At 41.1% G+C, this 18,260-nt stretch carries 19 protein-coding genes; 10 read left to right on the top strand and 9 right to left on the bottom strand.

Translation table 11 applies throughout. From position 1 onward, the window contains the following. The first annotated feature begins 152 nt into the window (after nucleotides 1-152). Nucleotides 153-1,157 carry a helix-turn-helix transcriptional regulator gene (locus A9260_RS10830; protein ID WP_068698876.1) on the top strand — a complete coding sequence of 335 codons (1,005 nt, stop codon included), beginning with the start codon at nucleotides 153-155 and terminating at the stop codon, nucleotides 1,155-1,157. A 16-nt stretch (nucleotides 1,158-1,173) separates the two neighbouring features. Here A9260_RS10830 and A9260_RS10825 read toward each other — a convergent pair whose 3' ends face one another. Next, nucleotides 1,174-2,184, bottom strand: coding sequence for an adenosine deaminase (locus A9260_RS10825; protein WP_068699035.1), 1,011 nt, complete (start codon nucleotides 2,182-2,184; stop codon nucleotides 1,174-1,176). 19 nt (nucleotides 2,185-2,203) lie between these two features. Next, on the bottom strand, nucleotides 2,204-2,656 hold the full coding sequence (locus tag A9260_RS10820) for an ATP-binding protein (protein WP_068698874.1): 453 nt from the start codon (nucleotides 2,654-2,656) through the stop codon (nucleotides 2,204-2,206). A 187-nt stretch (nucleotides 2,657-2,843) separates the two neighbouring features. On the opposite strand from A9260_RS10820, the gene A9260_RS10815 reads away from it, so the two are divergent. Continuing rightward, nucleotides 2,844-3,290, top strand: coding sequence for a dCMP deaminase family protein (locus A9260_RS10815; protein ID WP_068698872.1), 447 nt, complete (start codon nucleotides 2,844-2,846; stop codon nucleotides 3,288-3,290). Nucleotides 3,291-3,537: 247 nt separating this feature from the next. Beyond that, nucleotides 3,538-4,869 (top strand): MATE family efflux transporter, encoded by a 1,332-nt coding sequence (locus A9260_RS10810; protein ID WP_068698870.1) that lies wholly within the window; start codon nucleotides 3,538-3,540, stop codon nucleotides 4,867-4,869. A 108-nt stretch (nucleotides 4,870-4,977) separates the two neighbouring features. Here A9260_RS10810 and glgC read toward each other — a convergent pair whose 3' ends face one another. Further along, nucleotides 4,978-6,237, bottom strand: coding sequence for a glucose-1-phosphate adenylyltransferase (gene glgC / locus A9260_RS10805; protein ID WP_068698868.1), 1,260 nt, complete (start codon nucleotides 6,235-6,237; stop codon nucleotides 4,978-4,980). Between the two features lie 476 nt (nucleotides 6,238-6,713). Between glgC and A9260_RS10800 the strand changes: the two genes are divergently transcribed. Further along, nucleotides 6,714-7,883: an alpha/beta hydrolase gene (locus A9260_RS10800; protein WP_068698866.1), complete on the top strand. Its 1,170-nt coding sequence runs from the start codon at nucleotides 6,714-6,716 to the stop codon at nucleotides 7,881-7,883. Between the two features lie 52 nt (nucleotides 7,884-7,935). Here the strand turns inward: A9260_RS10800 and A9260_RS10795 are convergent, their stop codons facing one another. After that, nucleotides 7,936-8,994 carry a succinylglutamate desuccinylase gene (locus A9260_RS10795; protein WP_068698864.1) on the bottom strand — a complete coding sequence of 353 codons (1,059 nt, stop codon included), beginning with the start codon at nucleotides 8,992-8,994 and terminating at the stop codon, nucleotides 7,936-7,938. A gap of 83 nt (nucleotides 8,995-9,077) precedes the next feature. On the opposite strand from A9260_RS10795, the gene A9260_RS10790 reads away from it, so the two are divergent. From A9260_RS10790 to purT, 6 genes are all read left to right on the top strand, one after another. Further along, the gene (locus A9260_RS10790; RefSeq protein ID WP_068698862.1) at nucleotides 9,078-9,761 is read left to right on the top strand and encodes a hypothetical protein; all 684 of its coding nucleotides are present in this window, start codon (nucleotides 9,078-9,080) and stop codon (nucleotides 9,759-9,761) included. 191 nt (nucleotides 9,762-9,952) lie between these two features. Then, nucleotides 9,953-11,368: an exodeoxyribonuclease I gene (gene sbcB, locus A9260_RS10785; protein ID WP_068698860.1), complete on the top strand. Its 1,416-nt coding sequence runs from the start codon at nucleotides 9,953-9,955 to the stop codon at nucleotides 11,366-11,368. Between the two features lie 3 nt (nucleotides 11,369-11,371). Beyond that, nucleotides 11,372-11,734: a CidA/LrgA family protein gene (locus A9260_RS10780; RefSeq protein WP_068698858.1), complete on the top strand. Its 363-nt coding sequence runs from the start codon at nucleotides 11,372-11,374 to the stop codon at nucleotides 11,732-11,734. A gap of 1 nt (nucleotide 11,735) precedes the next feature. Beyond that, complete coding sequence (locus tag A9260_RS10775) at nucleotides 11,736-12,413, top strand: CidB/LrgB family autolysis modulator (RefSeq protein WP_068698856.1); 678 nt, start codon at nucleotides 11,736-11,738, stop codon at nucleotides 12,411-12,413. A gap of 113 nt (nucleotides 12,414-12,526) precedes the next feature. Further along, a complete protein-coding gene (gene cdd / locus A9260_RS10770) occupies nucleotides 12,527-13,420 on the top strand; it encodes a cytidine deaminase (protein WP_068698854.1) in 894 nt (297 codons plus the stop codon). Nucleotides 13,421-13,567: 147 nt separating this feature from the next. Next, nucleotides 13,568-14,743: a formate-dependent phosphoribosylglycinamide formyltransferase gene (gene purT, locus A9260_RS10765; protein WP_068698852.1), complete on the top strand. Its 1,176-nt coding sequence runs from the start codon at nucleotides 13,568-13,570 to the stop codon at nucleotides 14,741-14,743. A 264-nt stretch (nucleotides 14,744-15,007) separates the two neighbouring features. Here purT and ihfA read toward each other — a convergent pair whose 3' ends face one another. The 5 genes from ihfA to A9260_RS10740 all read right to left on the bottom strand — a co-directional run bounded on the left by ihfA (nucleotide 15,008) and on the right by A9260_RS10740 (nucleotide 18,168). Then, nucleotides 15,008-15,310, bottom strand: a complete 303-nt coding sequence (gene ihfA / locus A9260_RS10760; RefSeq protein ID WP_068698850.1) for an integration host factor subunit alpha — start codon at nucleotides 15,308-15,310, stop codon at nucleotides 15,008-15,010. A 475-nt stretch (nucleotides 15,311-15,785) separates the two neighbouring features. After that, nucleotides 15,786-16,385, bottom strand: coding sequence for a class I SAM-dependent methyltransferase (locus A9260_RS10755; protein ID WP_068698848.1), 600 nt, complete (start codon nucleotides 16,383-16,385; stop codon nucleotides 15,786-15,788). A 47-nt stretch (nucleotides 16,386-16,432) separates the two neighbouring features. Beyond that, nucleotides 16,433-17,029 carry a glutathione S-transferase family protein gene (locus tag A9260_RS10750; protein WP_068698846.1) on the bottom strand — a complete coding sequence of 199 codons (597 nt, stop codon included), beginning with the start codon at nucleotides 17,027-17,029 and terminating at the stop codon, nucleotides 16,433-16,435. Between the two features lie 66 nt (nucleotides 17,030-17,095). After that, nucleotides 17,096-17,677, bottom strand: coding sequence for a DJ-1/PfpI family protein (locus A9260_RS10745; RefSeq protein ID WP_068698844.1), 582 nt, complete (start codon nucleotides 17,675-17,677; stop codon nucleotides 17,096-17,098). 56 nt (nucleotides 17,678-17,733) lie between these two features. Next, nucleotides 17,734-18,168, bottom strand: a complete 435-nt coding sequence (locus tag A9260_RS10740; protein WP_068698842.1) for a GNAT family N-acetyltransferase — start codon at nucleotides 18,166-18,168, stop codon at nucleotides 17,734-17,736. Nucleotides 18,169-18,260 lie beyond the last annotated feature (92 nt).

Raw genomic sequence — 18,260 nt, 5'->3', positions numbered from 1 at the left:
TCCTTAAATGTTGTTGTTTCTTTTGAAAAAGAAGCTGACTGCTTTATTCCACATTATGGATTTATATTGTTAACTCACATTATGCCGACATTAAAGACAAAAAGTGTCCCTTATAATACAATGAGTCTATTAAGTGCAAAGAAGGCAAACTAATGTCGAAAACATTTGAACGTTATCAATTGGTGCTACAAAACATCCCCTGCTATCCCGACCATGTTACCAGCATCGATCTCAGACAAATCTTGCTATCGCGAGAGCTTTTAGAGTCCGCTTTAGATGAAAAAAGCCAAATGAAAACGGTGCAGCGAGTCATAGCAAAAATTGCATTTGATTATTACGCTGTCGAAGTCGATACCGACAAGCGCCCCCATCAAATTAGAATTGCTCAAGGCCACCAGCATCCAATTAATCCAGCCGCAATGAGTAGTGTTCTTTCTCTCAAGGTTATCGAACATGAAGTGTTGCAAATGCTGCCACCTACCATGCGCAAAGAGGTGGCAAATCTGATTAGCACCAGTAACAGTCAATTAGATAAACGAACCGAGCTTTGGCAACAGCGATTTAGCTACTCACCGATTGAGTTTCAACTGACTTCGCCTGAGTTTGATGAATCAGTGATTGATCATATAGAGCAAGCCATTATTGAACAACGTGGCATCAGTATTACCTATCAAAAACGAGGCAGTAATCAAGCCCAACAATACCTTTTAGAGCCACTTGGCATTGCCTTACACGGACGAAGCTTTTACCTGATTGCAATGAAGGAAGATACTCAACAATATCGAACCTTTGCCATTCATCGAATCGCGAATATCAAATTAGGCTATTCCTTAACTAAGCCACAAACTCACTTCAATGCCAAACACTATATTGAGCGTCATGTCCCGCATTTTTCCGGTGGTGAGTTTATTGACGTTCAGCTAAAGATCGATAACTACCATGGATTGCATCTGATTGAAGAAACCAAATTATCGTACGATCAAACCATCGTCAGTAAAGATGAAAAGCACACCATCATAAAGGCAAAAGTGCGGGACAGTCTTGGCTTTGAATGGTGGTTAATGAAGAACGCCAATTTGGTGGAAATTATCAAACCGGCGTCCATTCGAGAGAAAATTATCGCTAATCTCAACAAAGCTCTACAGCAGTATCAATGATCGGATAAAGGCAGAGTTACGCGAGATAATCTGCCACGTAGGCATCCACTTCTTGTAGTAATTTTTGTTTACTCGCCTCATCAATAAAGCTGGCATTGATGCCATTACGAGTTAACTGCGCCAACTCATCAGCATCAGCCGGATGAGCATTTGCTACTGCAAGAAAGTTATCGGTCATATAACCGCCAAAATAGGCAGGATCATCTGAGTTAATCGTCACACATAAGCCTTGACGAAGCAGTGTCATAATATTGTGCTCTTCCATTGTTTCGAACACCTTTAACTTGGTATTAGACAAAGGACAGACCGTCAATGGCATTTGTAGCACTTTGAGAGTGTCGAGTAATTTTGAATCATCAACACAGCGCACGCCATGGTCAACACGTGATACGCCAAGTAACGACATCGCTTGCTCAATATTACTCGCAGGTCCTTCTTCCCCAGCATGCGCCACGGTTAAAAAGCCTTCTTTGATGGCTTGCTGAAATACCTGTTGAAATTTTTGTGGTGGATTACCTAGCTCCGAAGAGTCTAAACCCACTGCAATAATTTTATCTTTATGTGCGATAGCATGTTGCAGTGTTTCAAAAGCAGATTCTTCATCAAGATGACGTAAAAAGCATAAGATAAGTTGGCTGCTCATGCCTAGATCTTGCTTAGCTTGCTCTAAAGCGCGGTGAATGCCATTAATCACCGTATCAAAGGCAATTCCTCTTACTGTGTGAGTTTGAGGATCAAAGAATATCTCACAATGACGCACATTATCTTGCTGGCTACGCTTTAGGTATGCCCATGTAAGATCAAAGAAGTCTTGTTCCTCAATCAATACATTCGCGCCTTGATAGTAAATATCCAGAAAAGATTGCAGGTTATTAAACTGATAAGCTTGTTTAACTTCTGCCGTATTAGCAAATGGGATGTCTACGTTGTTTCTTTTCGCTAGCTCAAACATTAATTCGGGTTCTAGCGTCCCTTCGATGTGTAGGTGTAGCTCTACTTTGGGTAGGTTTTCAATAAATTGGTGCAATGCCACGTTTTGTCTATTCCTAATTAGATTTATATAGGTACCGTTTTAGTTCTCCAGACAACGTATGCCAACGCTTACGCATCTGTTTAATTTTATGCTCCGGTACGTGGTGGATATTAGCAAACTGTTGATGACATTCGTAAATTTTAATTCGAACATTGAGAGTATCAGCCATAAATTGATAAGGTTTTATCTCCCAAGCTTGGACAAACGTATTCGAGACAACCACTGTACGTCCTTCCTCTAGCGCTGCTCTAGTTTTGTTTTGACACCACTGGTGCGCTTGCTTGAGTTGATTAGGATCAAAAGCGTAACGACCATTATCATCGGTAAAATACATATCCGCCTCGAAATGAAGAGCATCGCTTTGTTGACATAATTTGTGGGCTAACGTTGATTTACCTGAACCCGGTAAGCCACGAATTAAAATTAAAGACTGCACATGGATTCCTTCAGTATGGGGATAATACATTTCGGATCAATCATACTCTAAACCTTCGAGCATATACTAAGGTCTCGATGATACTCTAAAGCATTGACAAGTAGAGGCGTTAATCTAAAAAATAGGTTTAGCCTAGTCACAATATTGGTTAAGCTATGCGCCTACGTGCTGGTGCTAAATATCGAACTAAATAGCCGGCTAAATCAAGGAATTAAACATGCTAACAAAATGGGCAAAACGCTTTTATCAAATGTCTGAGCTGGTCGCTTCTTGGAGTAAAGATCCTTCAACCCAAGTTGGTGCTGTTATCACTAAACACAATCGCATTGTTTCGGTTGGCTTCAATGGTTATCCGCACGGCATTGCCGACAGCGCTGAAACAGACGACCGTGATATGAAGTATCTAAAAACTCTGCACGCAGAAGAAAATGCCATTCTGTTTGCTAAGCGTGATTTGGATGGCTGTGAAATTTGGGTCACCCACTTCCCTTGCCCAAACTGCGCAGCAAAAATCATTCAAACTGGGATATCGTCAGTGCATTGCCCTGAGCAAGATCCTGATTTTTTATCGCGCTGGGGCGATAAAATTAAAGTCAGCGAAGATATGTTTAATCAAGCTGGCGTTAGCATAGATTGGCTGGCAAAAGACGAGCTTAGTAACTAGTTTGTATATGATGTGGTCATAGAAGCCCTCGAATCGCACACCCTGACGAGATAGCCTTTGTAGCAAGGGGTTATCTCGTTGATGATCTATGATTGTCGTTTTGCTTTTCCATTTTGCACCTTCATCGTGACAGTGTCACTAATCAAACTATTAAAGCATACTTAAATACTCTCACTTGCTAGCAACGATACGCAATCAAGTCTACCCTTACAGCCTCGCTGTACTCTATCTAAATAATCGGATATCAATGAAATCGCCCGCCACTAAAACATTAACAATTGAGCTATTTAAAATGACATGGCCAATGATTTTCGGTGTTCTGTCGCTGATGAGCTTTCAATTAATTGATTCAGCCTTTATTGCCCAACTTGGCGTCTTACCTCTCGCCGCTCAAGGCTTTACCTTGCCTATTGGCCAATTAATTATTGGTGTTCAGGTGGGACTGGGTATTGCCACCACCGCAGTGATAGCTAAAGCTTTAGGCGCCAATAAAACACACTATGCCAAGCAACTTGGCGGGTTGATTATTGTGGTGGGGAGTGTTGGAAGCGCAGGCATTTGTCTACTGCTGTATCTAATTCGCTCGCCCCTAATGTCGATGCTCGGCGCGACCGATGAGATCATTCCTATTATCGATACTTATTGGATAGTATGGCTACTTAGCGCTTGGATAGGCGCAGTACTGTATTTTTTATACAGTATCTGCCGGGCCAATGGTAATACCCTTTTACCTGGCATCATGATGGTGATCACCAGTTTGCTCAACGTCGCACTCGATCCGTTGTTCATTTTCTATTTCGATATGGGAATTCATGGCGCGGCTGTGGCAACGATACTGTCATTTAGCCTTGGTATTGTGTTTGTGGCGTTCAAAGTTCGGCATAAAAACTACCAAACGTTTGATTGGAGCGATTTAAATATAAGACAAAGCGTTGTATCACTCGGTAATATTATGATGCCCGCAATGACCAGTCAGTTGATGCCACCATTAGCGGCGATGCTGTCCACTAAACTGCTGGCTTCTTATGGTACTGCCGCGGTTGCCGCTTGGGCTCTTGGCTGCCGCTATGAGTTTTTTGCCATTGTTTCGGTACTGGCACTCACCATGTCACTGCCGCCTATGATTGGCCGATGTTTAGGAGAAAAAGACAGCCGAAAAATCACCGCATTGGTCAATATATCCTGCTGCTATATTATCGCCTCTCAGCTATTGATCGCCTTAATTACGCTGATTATCTCTGGGCAGTTAGCCGCAATAATGACCGGTGAGCAAAGCGTGGAATCAATCTTAGGTATGCACCTTGCTATTGTTCCTTTTAGTCTTGCACCTTTAGGTATCTGTATTCTTTTAGTGTCCGTTTCCAATGCCTTAGGTCAGCCGGTTAAAGCATTACTGGTTTCGTGTTGTCGACTTTTTGTGTTCTTTTTACCCTGTTTATACCTGGGGTCTTACTTAGGCGAATTACCAGGATTGTTTATTGGCGCCGCTATCGGTAACACCTTAGCTGGGCTATTTGCTTGGCAGCAATATCACCGTACTATGTCTTCGTTGCAAAGCGCATGGGGGACGTATAAATAGCTTAATGAATACCAAACAATATATACATTTCGATATTCCTACAAACAAAAAAATGGAGCCACTAGGCTCCATTTTCTAAACTTACTATTTAACTTATCAAAAGTGAGCTTACAGGAAGTTCTGCTCTGTCACTAAGATAACGCCACCTTCAGTCACTTCATACAATTTAGCATCTTGCTCTGGGTTTTCACCAATCACAGTGCCATCAGGAATGATAGTGTGTTCACCCACAATCACTTTAGTTAAGCGACAGTTTTTACCAATCACCACTTCAGGAAGGATAATGCTGTCTTTAATAACAGAGCCTTCTTCAACTAAACAGTTGGTTGCGATAAGTGAGTGATCAATCTCTGCACCCGAAACAATTGTACCGGCTGAAAGCACTGAATCTACAGCATAGCCACGGCGCTCAGAGTCATTGAATACAAATTTTGCACCCGGACGTTGCTGCTGCTGAGTAATGATCGGCCATGAGTGATCGTAAAGATCCAATTCTGGCTCAGGAGAAACTAAATCCATATTTGCAGCGTAGTACTCATCCAAATCACCTACATCGCGCCAGTAACCGTTGTTACCAGGATGACGAGGAGTAAAGACATAACCATTCACCGTCGCATGGTCTAATAGATTTGGAATGATGTTATGACCGAAATCATGGTTGTACTCAGGATCAAGCAAAGCATCATTCAGTTCTTTATCTAAAATATCAGCATTGAAGATATAGATGCCCATAGAAACAAGTGATTGACTTGGATCTTTAGGGTGTGGCGTAGGGTTAGCTGGTTTCTCATCAAAGCTAACGATACGGCCTTTCTCATCCAGTGACATAACACCGAAAGAAGACGCTTGCTCGATTGGTTTTTTAATACAAGCAACAGTCACGTCTGCACCACTTTCAGCATGGAAGTTAAGCATGCGAGAGTAGTCCATTTTGTAAATGTGGTCACCGCCAAGGATCAAAACTTGATCACATTTACGACGACGAATTAAGTCAAGGTTTTGGTAAACTGCATCAGCAGTACCACGATACCAAGATTCGCCAACGCGTTGTTGTGCAGGAATAATTGCAACACCTTCATCAAGTGTCGAGTTGGTCATAAAGCCCCACCCTTTTTGCACATGGTCAATCAAATCATGAGCCATGAACTGGGTAAGAACACCAACACGACGGATGCCGGAGTTAATGCAATTTGAAAGTGTAAAATCGATAATCTTATATTTCCCACCAAAAGAAACTGCTGGTTTTGCTATTTCTTTGGTCAGTCCTTTAAGACGAGTACCTTTTCCGCCTGCTAGCACTAATGCTACTGTATTACGCACTAATTTATTACTCGACAAATGCGAATAATTATTATTGTGTTCCGTCATTTTTGGGCCTCTAACGTTGAAACTAAAATATAATAAAAGGACGGCAACTGGCTTTTTAATTAGCTCTTTTTTTGCGTCATTTAGCTATAATAAATAAACCAAATAAAATAAATACACTCAAATTCACAATTATTGAAAGTTCAAACTGTTACATGCGCAACTTGTGATTAACATCACACGCAAAGCATGTTTAATTGCAATTTGGTGAATAACATCACACCTTATTTTGGTTAAATATTAGCAATTTGTTTATTTTTTATCACATAAAAGAACAGAATTAGTACCATTGACTAATTAGCTCTATGAGTAAAACAAATGATAAACTGCGTTTGTTACAATCAATGTTTATTTATCACCTATTAAAGTTACATTTAGACTACAAAGTCAAAAAAAATATGTTTCAATACATTTACACCGTGAGTGTATCGAAATGTAAATATATAATTCATCAATACTTAGTAGTAAGGATATTATTAATGTATATCAATAAACCCTCCGTCATTTTAAGTTTCTGCCTAGTGGCGATCGTTGGATGTACAAATAAAAACGAAGCTCCAGAATTTATTGCCTCTGATTCATTACAGCCTTATATGCAGAACGATTTTGCGCAGTACCAATTGCAAACTCGACAATGGTTAAACCAACACCGAGTCTTTATGACATTAGATCATGAAGCTGAAATTAACGCTGTCGCACCTTTTGAATTAATTCCAAGTAAGCCTAATGGACAAGGAATATTACTAGTCCATGGCTTGGGGGACTCCCCTTATTCTTATCATGATATTGCGCCACTATTAGCAGAAAAAGGCTTTGTGGTACGGGTTGTATTACTGCCCGGTCATGGCACACGAGCAGCCGATTTATCACTGCCGACGATAGAGGACTGGCAACAGTTTGTTACACATCAATACGATCTTCTTAATAAAAAAGTCGATGGTGTTTGGTTAGGTGGATTTTCTACCGGCGCTAACCTAGTCACGGCCCTCGCCTATCAACAGTCTGAGGTTAAGGGATTGCTGCTCTTTTCCCCAGCGTTTAAACCTAGAAATTCATTAGCTCGATTCTCCCCAATCGCCAGTTGGTTTGTCGATTGGGAAAGTAAGGTAAAAGAAGACAATTATACTCGCTACAACTCCTTACCGATGAAGGGAGCGGCAACCTATTACAAAACATCTAAAGCAGTCAGTGAGGATATAGAAGCTGAAAACTTTACTAAGCCCACCTTTATGATGTTAAGTGAAGCGGATGAAACCATTGATTCTCAATACGCAGTAAAGGCATTTACAGAGCATTTTACCAACACCAATAACAGTCTACTTTGGTTCGGAGAAACTCAATTTAACGATCCGCGAATTACCGATTTTACAATGGAGCTACCAAAACAAAAGATCATCAGTGCGTCACACATATCTTTGGCTTTTTCTCCAAACAACCCTATTTACAGTCGAAATGGAGAAATTCGTCTTTGTTTTAATGAGCAACCACAAAATGCGCCGCAAGACTGCCGTAAAGCAGCAAGCGATAAGATCTGGTTTGGCGCTTATGGGAGTGGCAATGAGGAGATGATACGAGCACGTATCACTTGGAACCCTTACTTTGCACAAAGCATGCAGCACATGACCCAATTTTTAGAGAAAAATTTATAGATAATCGTTTTTATAGTGCTGTTTTCAAAGCTATTTTTTTAAATAGCTATTTTCAAGTACTGGTACTCCTAATCATTAGTTGATGATTAACATACTGAGTCGCACAAGGCTGAACAATCAAAGCGGCGCGCTGTGTTAACTCAACATTTGGATTAGGGAATACGACACAACCTTGCTCAACATCCATGAGCAAGGTTTGTGTGCCACTTTTACCCAGCGCCTCCCCTAAAGCAAAAGATGAAAAATTAGGTAATGCTTTATCAAAGTAAAATTCAAAGTCTTGATGCTGACGATAAATAGAACGACTGACTTGGTAGGTTGTCATGGGATAGCGATTCGTCGTTGCATGATCTTGAATAAAATTAATCAATGCAGTCTGAAACTTAGATAGCCTTTGCATATCGTTGTGACCAAATTCCGCCACCTGCCCGAGCTCAACCGTTGCCGATTGTGCGCCAAAGTAACTGGCACTGAACCAACTAAAGGTACTCGATGGTTCGTCAGACAACAGTAACGCTTCTATTTGCCCTTGTTGTAAGAACTCAATGAAGGCTTCATTTCTGGTGGGATAAGCAGAATGAGGGCTAATAGCAAAAGTGTAATGTTGCGACGCCCTGATTGAACAATGCATGTCTAAATGCCATCGGGCTTTTATTGGGACATCTTCCCAAAACTGACTCACACTCACTTTTAACGAATCAGCTAAATCAGATTCTATAGAAGGTGCATAATTGCAATCAGCAAACAGTCGATTCAAATTCGTATCAATAAAGCGCTGCTTTGCCAGAATGGCTTGCGGATGAGCAATAATAAGCAATAAGTGATGCGCGGGTGTTAATGTTTGCTTGAGTATTTGCGTGACAATATCGTCGATAATCTCGATAGGAGCGGTTTCATTGCCATGTATAGCACTGGATAAAACAAGGTATTTCTGCTGATCTTTGTCACTTATTACTGCGTTTTCAGACAAATGAGCAGGAGAAACCTTTATAACTCCACGTTGAACAACATCAACAGTCACTCCATTTTGCAATGTCCTTTGCTGTGGAATGATCTCAGATGCATGCAGAGTGTCTTGTAAAAATGAAGTTTCAAATAGTGCTTTTGCCATAAACGTGCCTTCCTTAACCGTTAATGACAATGTAACATAAGTTCAACATATTACTGAATATTCCTCAGTGGCAGGCATCTTTTATGGATATAACAAAACCCAATATCATATTGGCCGGAAGCACAGGCTTAATCGGGAGTTTTGTTTTACAACATCTGTTAAAACATTCTCAGTCATTTACAACACTGTACGCTCCAACACGAAGCCCTTTATCAATGACACACCCTCAGCTGAGCGGTATGACTAATGACGAGTTTTTCCAATCAAGCCCCTTAAGTGCCACTCTTGGCATTATTTGTTTGGGTACCACAAAAAAAGCAGCCGGCAGCAATGAAGCGCTGTATGCCATCGACCATGATTTAGTTGTCCAATTTGCTAACAAAATGAAACAGTTTGGCGTCACTCATATTGCGGTGGTTTCAAGTTATGGGGCCAAGGTTAAGTCTTCCTCTCATTACTTAAAATGCAAAGGTGAAATGGAACGTGATGTTTACCAGTTAGGTTTTGAACATGTACTATTTGCAAGGCCAGGGCCACTTAAAGGAAAACGTGATAAGCCACGAACTGACGAGGTTCTATTACAAAAAATGGTTAAATTTATCCAACCATTGATGTTGGGCCCTCTGGTTAATCTGCGACCAATCAATGCTCAACACGTCGCTCATTATTTAGTCGAGGAGCTTATTAATCCTAAAGTAAATGATCAACAAAATAGCAAAGCAAGAAACGAGGCCAAATTTGCTTACTATCTGGATATGATTCAATAGCCCATTTCAATATGATAGAAAACCATAGTGCAAAGGCTTCGATACTGGCTCTTTTTCATCACTCTTAGTTCAATTGTTCATCATCAATGTCATTATTCTCATCCTAGTGAATATAGAGAGTGCGATTGGTTTGCTATACGCTTGGTGCAATGGTCTAATAACTGACAACATTCTGATCTTTGGATATTTTTATGCACACGGACCAACCTACCTTTTTCTTTTTTGATTATGAGACTTGGGGCGTAAGTCCAGCAAAAGATAGACCATGTCAGTTTGCCGGTGTTCGCACCGATGCCGATCTGAATGTCATTGGCGAGCCACTGGTGATTTACTGTCGACCACCAGCCGATTACCTGCCTAATCCAGAAGCGGCGCTAGTCACTGGAATCACGCCGCAAAAAGCCCTTAAAGAAGGCTTATCTGAACCAGAATTCATTACCGCTATTCATAATGAAATGAGTAAACCAAACACTTGTAGCCTTGGCTATAACAGTGTGCGTTTTGATGATGAGGTGACTCGATATACTTGCTATCGAAACTTTATCGAACCTTATGAGTGGAGCTACAAAAATGGCAACTCCCGTTGGGATTTATTGGATGTCATGCGTGCCTGCCACGCACTTAGACCGGAAGGCATCAACTGGCCTCTCAACGATGAAGGAAATACCAGCTTTCGCTTAGAGCACCTCTCGGTTGCTAACGGCATTGAACATAGCAATGCGCACGATGCGATGGCTGATGTTTACGCGACCATTGAAATGGCGAAAAAAGTAAAGCAAGGTCAACCTAAGCTGTTTGATTTTTTCTATAAGCATCGTGGTAAGCAAAAGCTCAACAGCCTTATTGATATTGTCAACATGACACCTTTAGTGCATGTCTCTGGAATGCTCAGTAATGAGCACTTAAAAGCGGTGTTGATTGCGCCAATTGGCTGGACTTCCATTAAAGCGTTAATTGCCGTTGATCTTACTCAAGATATCTCTCCACTAATTGAGTTAACAGCAGAAGAAATACAAACCCGCCTTTACACTAAACGCAGTGAACTTGGCGAAGATGAACTGCCTATTCCTATTAAGCTCGTTCATCTAAATAAGTGCCCTATTCTGGCACCTATTGGCGTGTTAACCGCTGAAGCAGAGTCTCGAACGGCTATTGATCGCAGTGCCTGTATGCAAAACCAGCAGCGATTACTGCAGCACCCAGAAATCAGAGCCAAATTAGACACAGTTTTCAGTCAAACTAGAGAATTTCCAATCAGTAACAATGTTGAAGAGCAGCTCTACAATGGCTTTTTCTCGCCTTCAGATAAAGCGCAGATGAGTATTATCCGAGATGCAAAACCCGATGTCTTAGGCGCACTAGATATACAGATATCAGATCCAAGAATTGCGCCGTTACTGTTTAACTATCGAGCTCGAAACTTCTTTCATACTTTAACTGACCAAGAACAAAAAAAATGGTTAAGCCATTGTCGAGATAAGTTTGAGCAAGAACTTCCTAGCTATATGTTAAACTTAGAAAATCTTGGTTCTCAATATCAAGATGATGAAAACAAGATGAAAATCTTAAAAGCCATTTACCACTATGTTAAACAACTGGTCTCGTAAAATATGATACAAAAAGCATTCTTCTATATTGTGAGTGCGGCATTAATTGCTCTGTCTCTTTATACCGGTAACTGGATACAAGATTATTTTTCGCTATCAGTACCCGGTAGTGTTATTGGATTATTAATCCTGTTTATTGCACTGGTCACAGGAGCTGTAAAACCGCACTGGGTTCAACCAAGTGCATCACTGCTTATTCGCTATATGATTTTGCTATTCATTCCTATCAGTGTTGGGCTTATGAACCATTATCAGATGCTGATCGATAATGCTTTAGCCATTGTCGTCAGCACCGTTTTAGGCAGCTTATTTGTGCTTTGTGTACTGTCGCTTTCTTTAGATAAACTGCTAAAAGAGGAACGATAAGATGTGGCTGTTACTGAGTATTGTTGTGTTCTTTGTCGCACGAATGATCGCAAAAAAAGCCAACAACCCTTTAGCCAATCCTTTATTAATTAGTATTGCGATTATTATCCCTTTTCTGCTTTTTTTAAAAGTACCTTATCAAACGTACTATGAGGGTAATCAACTTATACAGCACCTACTGCAACCTGCTGTTGTGGCGCTTGCCTATCCGCTTTATGAACAGCTCAATGAAATTCGTGCTAAGTGGAAATTAATTCTAACGACCTGTGTCATCGGAAGCGTGGCCTCAATGCTTACAGCAGGCTCCCTTGCCGTGATGCTTGGAGCTGACTCGCCTCTTCTTGCTAGCATGATGGGAAAATCCGTGACCACCGCAATTGCTATGCAGGTATCCACTGAATTAGGCGGAGAACCCGCCGTTGCCGCTATTTTAGTGCTGCTTGCAGGTTTAACAGGATCGCTGCTCGCTTACCCTATTTATAATATTCTAAAAATTAAACACCCTATTGCAAGAGGTTTAAGTGTCGGCACCGTGAGCCACGCATTAGGCACGGCAACCGCTTTTGAAATGAACCAAAAAGATGCCGCTTTTAGCTCTTTAGCCTTAGTGTTATGTGGCGTAATCACCTCATTAATCGCCCCCTTTATTATGGCGTTAATGCTTAGACTCATAGCTTAAAGAATCGAAGATAACGGTTGAGTGTGAGCGAAACCGTTTGCCTTAATTGTTTATCTGCCTTTTATCAATGAGTGCATTATGCTTGGTACAATACTGACAACTTGGAATCTGTAATGACACAGCGATTTAGCTTACTGTATAGCGACCTTCCCCCTTCATATATTAACGCTTTCAAAGCCATTTTTGATTCAAATGAGTTTGTGGGTGTTATTAGTGCTACGCAGTTTCAAACCTTAAAACAAGCAACAGGACTGGATGAGCAACAATTAAAAGTGGCATTACTGCCCTTTGCCGCGGCATATTCCATTGCACCTATTTCTCAATTTCATGTTGGCGCGATTGTAAAAGCATCATCAGATACCCTCTATTTTGGCGCAAACTTGGAATGCTCAGGTGTACAACTTGGCCAAACCATCCACGCAGAGCAATCGGCGATAAGCCATGCGTGGATGAATGGTGAGCAAGGCATCAAAGATATCACCATCAATTTCAGTCCTTGTGGTCACTGCAGACAGTTTATGAATGAACTGACCACAGCCGAACATCTCACTGTTCAGTTACCCAAACGTGAAGAAATGACGCTGCAACAGTATCTTCCTGAATCATTTGGCCCTAAAGATCTGGGTATAGAGTCGGCGTTGATGTCCTCAATCGATCATGGCTATCAAACGGATCAACAAGATCCTTTGATAAACAAAGCCATTAACGCACTCAATACTAGCCATGCGCCCTACAGTAAAAATTACAGTGGCGTTGCAATCAAAACAAAACAGAATCGCTTTTTTAGCGGCAGCTATGCTGAAAATGCGGCTTTTAACCCAAGCCTACCCCCACTACAAGTGGCTTTAGTTCAACTGCAAATGGTCGGTATTGCCTTTTCTGACATTGTGGAGATTGCCTTAGTCGAGATGATGGATGCTTCCATTTCTCACCTTGCGGAGACACAAAGCACTCTTGAAGCGATTAATCCAGACATCCCTGTTGCATACGTTGCGATTGAACAATAATCCATCTAATACGGTGATAAATAAACACCACGTACTATTGCGTGGTGTTATCCACAAAATTTGACAAATTTCACGATGCAAACGATTGCGCTCCATCAAAAAACAAGTATTATCTGCTAAAAAACACCACTTCTTAAAGGAACGATTATGTTGGGTACGGCGACAGCACCAAGTGCTACAAAAGTTTTACTGCTTGGTTCAGGCGAATTAGGTAAAGAAGTAGCCATTGAATGCCAGCGTTTGGGCATTGAAGTCATTGCTTGTGACAGATACGAAAATGCACCTGCTATGCAAATTGCCCACCGTAGCTACGTATTAGATATGCTTGATGGTAAAGCACTTTCTGAGATCGTTGAAAAAGAGCAGCCAAACTACATTGTCCCTGAAATTGAAGCAATTGCGACGGATACATTAGTTGAGCTAGAAAAGAAAGGCACGACAGTCGTTCCTAATGCTCGCGCAACACAGTTAACCATGAACCGTGAAGGCATCCGACGCCTAGCGGCAGAAGAGCTTTCTCTCAACACTTCTAACTATCAGTTTGCCGATAACTTTGCTGACTTTAGTCAAGCGGTTGAACAAGTGGGCATGCCTTGTGTCGTAAAACCTGTGATGAGTTCATCAGGCAAAGGACAAAGCGTTATTCGCGTTGCTGAAGATGTTGCAAAGGCATGGGAATACTCACAAGAAGGCGGACGCAGTGGTGAAGGACGAGTCATTGTTGAAGGCTTTATCGACTTTGATTATGAAATCACATTATTGACAGTACGTGCTGTCGACGGCGTTCATTTCTGCGCACCTATTGGTCATCGTCAAGAAGATGGCGATTACCGTGAGTCTTGGCAGCCACAACAAATGTCAGAAGTGGCAACTAAAGCTGCTGAGTATGTTGCGGAACAAATCGTTAATGCACTAGGCGGATACGGTCTATTTGGCGTTGAGTTGTTCATTAAAGGCGATAAAGTGATCTTTAATGAAGTATCCCCTCGCCCGCATGATACTGGCATGGTGACTATGATCTCTCAAGATATGTCAGAGTTTGCTTTGCATGTGCGTGCGTTTACTGGAAACCCGATCAACAAAATCAGACAGACAGGTCCTGCGGCATCAGCTGTGATTTTAGGGCAAGGAACATCAAACAATCTATCTTATACAGGGATTGAAGATGCTATCGGTAATCCTGATACACAGATTCGCTTATTTGGTAAGCCAGATATTGATGGTCGTCGTCGTTTAGGTGTAATTTTAAGTCGTGGCAAAGACACCACTTTGGCAGTAGATGCGGCAATTGATGCTGCGAAAAAGGTTAAAATCCACTATTAATACCAATTACAGTCAGTAAGTGGTTAGAAGTAGCACTGGAATAACAAATACTAAAAAGAGGTCTTAAGACCTCTTTTTTTTACGCCGAAGTGTGTGGTTAATTATACCAATCACAGTAATTAAATGATCAGAAATAGCGCAGGGAAAACACTTGAGAACAAGGCGAATATTTTTGATAAGTCGTTATTCTACAATCAAAAATTTCAACGCGGTTATCAAGTGTTTTAACCCGCTAGGCTGATCAGAAATTTACTACTATTGGTATTACTTAACATCTTCTTTGTTCAGCTCTTCAACACGAGCCTTCAGCTTTTGTCCGGGTCTAAATGTGACCACGCGACGTGCCGAAATAGGTATATCTTCTCCTGTTTTCGGGTTACGACCTGGGCGTTCTTTTTTATCTCTCAGATCAAAATTACCGAACCCAGATAGTTTTACCTGTTCGCCATTTTCAAGTGACTTTCGAATCTCTTCGAAAAACACTTCCACGGTTTCCTTGGCATCCCGTTTACTGTATCCAAGATTTTCAAACAGGTTTTCAGCCAAATCGGCCTTGGTCAGCGCCATAAAACTTTCCTCAAAGCTATGTGAACTAATTGCTACGCTAGAGTTTAGTACTCCACGATTTCACGATAGATGAAACCAACGATAGCTCCTAAAATTTGTCTCTACAATCAACTACATATTGGTGACTCGATCGAAAGTGTATGACAAGGATTTCAGTTTCGCCAACTTTTTCTAAAAAAAAATTATAAGAATTAGACACTTAGATAATTCAAGTATTTTTATGTTAATTTTATTAGTTAAAGACCGGTTATTGACAGGATAATATTACATAAAAGTTTAACTTTACCTTTCAATTCAATCACTTGTTTCTAAATGATCTATTTATGTTTCAAATTTAAATCTGAAATGTGAGTTAAATATAGGGCCACTTCTAAGTTAAATTAGCTAGAGGGCATATTGAAAACAGAATAATTATCCAAGCTTTTATCTCTACAAATTTATATCAATGGTAAATTAAATCGCTAAATCAACGACCTTATCGCTTTTCGACAATCAAATAAGCATGGAGTTCGGGGTGCTGATCAAACTCTAAGTGGCGTATGATGCAGCCAAGATCCAACACTAAGCTCAGATAACCATTCAGCCCAATGGACGAATAATACACTTCAGGACCCATGCACTGATTTTTGTGTGAATCTTCCTCTGTTGTACCGCCAAAAGAGAAGATAAAAATACCACCGCCACTTAAACTGGACACAATCTTATTTAGCACCGTGCGCTGCTCTGATAAAGGAATGTGCCAAAGGCTATCCCATGCGCTAATGAAGCTGTACTTTTCTTGTAATTCAACATGGCTAATATCGGCATGCATAAACGAAATGTCTGGATGTCGCTTTTTCGCCAGCTCTATCATTTTTGATGACACATCAATGCCCGATGGTTGAAAGCCCTGCTCTATCAGCAGTTCAATAAAACGCCCCGTACAGCCGCAACCAATATCGAGAGCTTTACCTCGGCTTTGGCTAAATTGAATGGCCTTTTGATGCGCGGAAATACCATTACTGCGGTTAAAGACATCATCATTCCAACGCTCAGTAATCTGATCGTACGCCAGCCCAATCTCTGATGACTTCATTTTGCTTCCTTATTGCTGCTCTTAGCGTTTTTTACTGCCATGCTGGCTCATGCCATACTAACGTAATTTTCGTGTGACTGGATACGCCCTATCCATCTCACAATGCCTGGATAGGCTTGTAAATCAAAGCCTCCCTCTTCTGCCACATGGGTATAGCCATACAGCGACACATCTGCGGTAGTGAGTTTATTACCGGTAAGATAAGGTGTCTTTTGCAATTGTAATTCCATCACAGTCAACGCTTTGTGCCCGCCTTGCTGCTTTGATTCATATTCAACTTTGCGCTCTTCTGGTAAACCTAAATACTTTGCGATAAAGCGCGCTACCGCAATAAATGGTTCATGACTATATTGCTCAAAAAACTGCCATTGCTGTATCTTGGCATATTCATAAGCATCATTTGATAGCAGCGAAGTACCGGAAGCTAAATAGTTGAGGATTGCGTTTGATTCAGATAGGCAACGCCCATCATCCAATACAAGCACCGGAATTTTCGCGTTTGGGTTCTTGTTTAGAAATTCACTGGAATGAGTTTCGTTTTGCAAAATATCCACATGAATCCAATCGTGCTTGATGTCTAATAGCGCCATAAGCAGTTTTATTTTGTAGCAATTACCGGACTGTATATCCCCATAAATTTTCATAAGTCTTCCTTTTCTTATTTTTATCTAAGTATCAATTTGCTATTGCGACTGTTGTTAGTGCTACTATTATTGTTGCGACCTTTGCCAATGATATTCCATTTGATGTGCGGTACTTTCAGCTAACGACTGCCCCACAAGTTCGGCAACGAGATACAAGCTCATATCAATTCCTGCTGAAATGCCACCAGAGGTTGTGTACTTACCGCTTCTGACCCAGCGCTTATCATCAATCACCTGCAAATCAGCAAAGCTTCCCTTGAGATCGGGAATATCTTGCCAGTGCGTAGTCACGGGTAGGCCTTTTAGCAGACCGGCATTGGCCAACAAAAATACCCCAGTACAGACTGATGCCACATGAGTAGCGCTTAGCTCAACTGAAACAATCCAATCTAATACCGCTAACTTATTCATTTCTCTGGTATGAATGCCTCCTACAACAACCAATACATCAATGGCAGGGTGAGTATGAATTGAGTAGTCAGGCAACACTTTAAAACCGCCGCGAGCAATTACAGGCTCCAGTGTTTCAGAGACTAAAAATACATTCCACTTCAAATCCCCTAACCGCTTAGCAGTACTAAACACCTCAAACGGCCCTGAAAAATCCAGAACCTCCGCATCATCATAGATATAGATAGCAATATTCATTATGCCTCCTTGCAGATGCTGACTAAAGTCAGCATCAATAGCTAAATCAAGACTATTTATTTAACGATAGGGTTATACACATTTGGTTGCCATATCTGCATCAACATTTCTGGGTTTTCAACGCCCTTAAAACCAAATTGTGCATATAAAGAATGCGCATCCTTTGTGGCCAACAACATACGTCTTAACCCTTGCAAGTCAGGATGTTCAATTATCGTTTGAACTAACCATTTGCTTAAACCTAAGCCTTGGTATGACTCAATAATAAAAACATCCGCCAAATAAGCAAAGGTCGCCTTATCGGTAATTAAACGAGCAAAACCAACCTGTTCGCCCCTATCGTTAAACACGGCAAAACACAAAGAATTCGATAAGGCTTTATGCAATGTTTGTTTAGGGATCCCTTTCGCCCAATAGCTTTCACTGATGAATTGATAGATAAACTCAAAATCGAGTTCATTAGGGTTAGTGCTTATTTTAAAACCTTGCATTTTAAGTCCTCCCTGACTCAGAAAATCATATAAATGATCAACACTGCACTTTGATCATGCCTCACCACATTAACGCCACTTATCACTCAAAC

Origin of the sequence: Vibrio sp. UCD-FRSSP16_30, assembly GCF_001676025.1 — a bacterium.
Taxonomy (GTDB): Bacteria; Pseudomonadota; Gammaproteobacteria; order Enterobacterales; family Vibrionaceae; genus Vibrio.
The sequence above is the reverse complement of the archived record's forward strand: the minus strand, read 5'-3'. Positions and strand labels throughout refer to the sequence as shown.